The following is a 4,210-nucleotide window of genomic DNA, read 5'->3' on the forward strand; positions in this document are numbered from 1 at the left end:
AGCGGTGACTTTAAGTCACCAGCCCGAAACTATGGACTTCAAGTCCATAGTGGTTCATTGAAATCTTGAAGGTAAGTATCTAAAAAAATTCGAAAACACTGTGTATTAAATATTTCTCTTAATTCTTTGCTTTGAGTTATTATTTCACTTTTACCAGTAATTTTTAAATAAGATGAGATTACAGGAATTATTTTATCATTCAACCTAGAAAGTTTTTTTAAATGAGCTGTTCGCTCAGTTTTATTTATAACCACTTCTTGAAGAAAAGAAAGAGTAGGAGGTTTCATATTACTTTCTGGTTTAAGATGTACAGGTAAATCAATAAAAACCCTTTTAGCGCTAATATTCTTAATTAATTTTATATAAAAATTTTCAAATGAATTATCATGAGTATTAGGAAAAAATGAATATTGTCTTTTTTCTTCTTCCGTTTTTGGCTTTCCGTACCGTTTTACGATTTCTAAACAAGGAAATATATTTTTACCAAAGTCAAAATTCTCCAGAACATTAATCTCTATAGATTTACCTCTAAAAACTGGAACGTACTTTAATTTATTCATCTTTTCAAAATTCTTAATTAATTATTTCATCATATCTTCTTCAAAAAGGACTTTTAATTTGAAAGAATTTCCAAAAGAATATGGAACCTTTTTGAAATGTTGAAGGCGACCAACTATAATGGCAGGATGAGTTTTATTTAATCTAGCAAGTTGGCGTATAGTTTTATCGTTTATTTCCGTATAATTATCTAACTCTTTTATTATATCAACTGGTAATAAAAAATTGCTTGCAAAATTATTTGCTTCTTCTTCCCTTAATTCGTGATTTCCATCATCTTCATCACTGCCATCTATAAATATATCTTTTTTACCATGAAGCAATATATGTCCTGCCTCATGAAAAAATGAAAACCAAAAATGATCATTTGTTTTAAATCTATCTGTTATTTGTATCAATGGACTACCTCCAATCCATCTTGCAATTCCATTAACTGGGGCTTCTGATATATTCGGTGAAAAAATTAAATGTACTCCTGCTTCTTCACATAAATCTTTCACCTGAATTAATAAATCTTCAGGATGTATTCTTACTAATTCTCGTATTTTAATTAGGTTTGACTTAAATAACTTTTTATCAAACGGTTTAATTATCTTTTTTCTCATTTGTATTTCTCCAATTCTCAAAAGAGCGGATAAACTACTGATTGTACTTTTGTGATATCCACTTTTTCTATACATTGGTGCTGATAAAGTATTTTTATAGATTTCATTCCATTGATTTGGCGAAGCAACACCATAAAACTTTAAACATTCATTTGATAACTCCGCTTTAGAAGCATCTTTACTTATATAACCTAATTTTTTTAAATCATTAATAGGCTGTTCTTTTGCCCATTTAATATATTTTTTATTTTCTTCTTGTTGTTGATATCGACTTAATTTTTCTCGATAAATCACTTCTCGGTTTAACCAAAATTGAGCATCTATCCCAAGAACTTTTTCTAATAGAAAAGCCGTAGATAGAGTTATTGGCTCTTTACCTGATATAATATCATTTATCTTCGAAGGTGTCTTTCCCATTCTTTCTGCCAATTCAACCTGAGTCATTTTAATAAACTCAATCGTCTCTAAAATTACATCCCCTGGTTTTGACAATAATTCTATATCCTCCTTAAACTTGCTCATAACGTTTTTCTTAATTCAATGATAATCAATTATTTCAACGATAGTAATTGACACTACTGCCTCCGTATTTATAGAGTTGTCCTCTAACCTAGGTATTGGATCATGAGTTAATTCAAAGATCATTCTAAAATTATTAGACACATTCAATGCCCATTGATTAGACCTCTTTCCCGATAATCTATGACAATTTGCCGCAGGTATCTGCATAAGAACAGCAAGATTAGGGCTGGCCTCTATATCATCCAATCTACTCACAACTTTTCTCGCATGAACTCCAAAAGCTTTTTTAATATTCGATGCTGTACTTAGTTGTTTTTTTATTTTGCTCCTTTTATAAAATACCTCCATCATTAAAAGATTACCGAAAAAGGGTAATTATTTTTTTCAAATATACATGAATTTTTATATTTATAAATTAAAAGACAGGAACTTATTATTTATAAGAATTTAATTCGTTGGAATAAAACTACAGCCAATAACTAAGCGTCCGTATGGCCGGAACAGTTTGTCCCGCTTTTTCGGGAGCCTAATGTTGACGCACTGTTGCCTAAGTCTGTTCACTTCCTATATACAGTTATTTGATTCAGATGTGCCAAGCTTCGGTTTTACGTAATCTTTTTGAATAATTATGGTTAATTTTATAGAATTGCGTTTATCCCGGTATTCATTTTATTAAAAGGTTATTTTAGGCGGGTATATAACGAGTTGTGTGCAATTGTCCGACAACTAAATAATCACTTATGTATAAAATAATCAAGGATTCATTAATTTATGGGGATATTATTCTGATTAAATCTGATTCGAGATTAAGCAGAAAAATAAGAGATAAATCCAATAGCGAATTTTCACACGCAATGCTATATATGGGGAACTCAAGTTATATTGACTCAGACGGTGGCGGAGTACAAGCTAATAATATAGAGAGATTAGTATTTGAACAACCGGAAGATGTAGCAGTTTTACGTTTAATAAATAATAGAGAAAAACTTCCACAAATTGAATCATTTGCGAGATCAAAAATTGGCACTGAATATTCATTAAGAGAGGCGATTGGAGCTTCAGATGAAAATAAGGCTTTTGAAGCAATGGAACCTAATCGACAGTTTTGTACTCGTTTTGTGACACAAGCATATAATTCCGCAGGCATAAACCTGGTTGATAATTATAATTATCCAATTCCTGATGATATATTGAACTCGAAACTTTTGATGAGGCTTGAGGATATAGTTAGAGAAGCATACCAAGCGGAAATCGAGTTTGCCAGAAGTGAAAGTCCACTTAAAAAACAAACGGATATTCATAATTCCATATTCAAAGAAGCAAGAAGAATTTCAAAATTAGATATTCAAACATTCGACCAATTATATGATCTGGTAATTAAACATCCAGAATATGACGAAGAATTAACGGAGGTTGTCGGTAAATCAGGCTATTTATATATGATGGAAAATGATTTAAAAGAAAATCCGTGGCATTATGATTCAAAATTATTTCTAAAACATTACGATACCTATGCCTCACGAATTTATGCTATATCAGAAATTGAAAAAATAGAAATACCAATTAATAGATCATTAAGCAGTTCAATTCAAGGTATGAAGACTTTAATATTGGAGTATAACAGAAAGTTTTTTAAACAGGAATTAGAATTACGAAAAAAGATTAAGTCGTTTAGTGATAAACGGCTAAAAACTATCCAAGAGGTTTCAAGCACGATTGGAATATAACAACTGCACACAACAAAGTCGGTTCATCCCAAATAGCGGGTATTACCAAAAAAGTGTAATTTAAAAAACTGGAAAACAAAAGGTTAAGTCGACAAAACCGCGTCCCTAATCCCACTATTTGTCCATAACCGTAACCATCAGCTAAAAATTACTAACAGAAATTCTACATAATGAGAGAAGATATTTATAACGTAAATGATTATGTGAAATACATAGGAGATTATTCAACTTTAGATCCTATAAGAAGAAATGAAAGTTATGCTCAAATTATAATGCTAAAGAAATATGAACAATATTGGCTTGTGGGTTTAAGATTATTAGAAAGCAATGAAAAAATATCCTGTATTATAGATAAAATTCGTCCGATTGAAACTGAAGAAAAACATTTAAAAATCCTTGGATTCAAAATTGATAAAGAAAAATTTCAGAAATACTATTTTAAAAATGGAATAACTATTTCAAGTATCGGATTAAAGAATTTAAATAAATATTCCAACAGCATATTTTACTCTGGATTATGCATAGCAGATTTTAGCGATAAGAAAATGAAAGATTTTGAGAAATTTTATAATGGAGATGAAATTGACATAAAAAAGTTCTTTAATGAATATCCTTCAGTTAATAACATAAACAACCTATTTCTAGAAATTGGAAAGAAATGGAAAATAAATGAGGAGGAAATAATCTGTAGCTAACGGTTAATTGCCAATAGCCGGCACCGTTATAAAGAAAATAATTAATTTGAGCAATAACCAATACTAAGTTGATTACCTCTCATTCTTTACTCTGCCAACTGCG

The 4,210-nt window shown here is 30.1% G+C and carries 5 protein-coding genes; 2 read left to right on the forward strand and 3 right to left on the reverse strand.

Going from position 1 to position 4,210, the window contains the following annotated elements; genetic code table 11:
- Nucleotides 1–38: 38 nt before the first annotated feature.
- The 3 genes from RM539_RS19545 to RM539_RS19555 are packed head-to-tail and all read right to left on the reverse strand — an operon-like array spanning nt 39 to nt 2,036.
- Nucleotides 39–560, reverse strand: a complete 522-nt coding sequence (locus tag RM539_RS19545; protein ID WP_311505104.1) for a beta family protein — start codon at nt 558–560, stop codon at nt 39–41.
- 21 nt (nt 561–581) lie between these two features.
- Nucleotides 582–1,685, reverse strand: a complete 1,104-nt coding sequence (locus RM539_RS19550) for an ImmA/IrrE family metallo-endopeptidase (protein ID WP_311505105.1) — start codon at nt 1,683–1,685, stop codon at nt 582–584.
- 15 nt (nt 1,686–1,700) lie between these two features.
- Complete coding sequence (locus RM539_RS19555; RefSeq protein WP_311505106.1) at nt 1,701–2,036, reverse strand: type II toxin-antitoxin system RelE/ParE family toxin; 336 nt, start codon at nt 2,034–2,036, stop codon at nt 1,701–1,703.
- Nucleotides 2,037–2,425: 389 nt separating this feature from the next.
- Here RM539_RS19555 and RM539_RS19560 point away from each other — a divergent pair, with 389 nt between their 5' ends.
- Together RM539_RS19560 and RM539_RS19565 are read left to right on the forward strand one after the other, a co-directional pair.
- Complete coding sequence (locus RM539_RS19560) at nt 2,426–3,412, forward strand: YiiX/YebB-like N1pC/P60 family cysteine hydrolase (RefSeq protein WP_311505107.1); 987 nt, start codon at nt 2,426–2,428, stop codon at nt 3,410–3,412.
- Between the two features lie 170 nt (nt 3,413–3,582).
- A complete protein-coding gene (locus tag RM539_RS19565) occupies nt 3,583–4,107 on the forward strand; it encodes a hypothetical protein (RefSeq protein WP_311505108.1) in 525 nt (174 codons plus the stop codon).
- Nucleotides 4,108–4,210: the final 103 nt, after the last annotated feature.

Origin of the sequence: Autumnicola musiva, assembly GCF_031846585.1 — a bacterium.
Taxonomy (GTDB): domain Bacteria; phylum Bacteroidota; class Bacteroidia; order Flavobacteriales; family Flavobacteriaceae; genus Autumnicola; species Autumnicola musiva.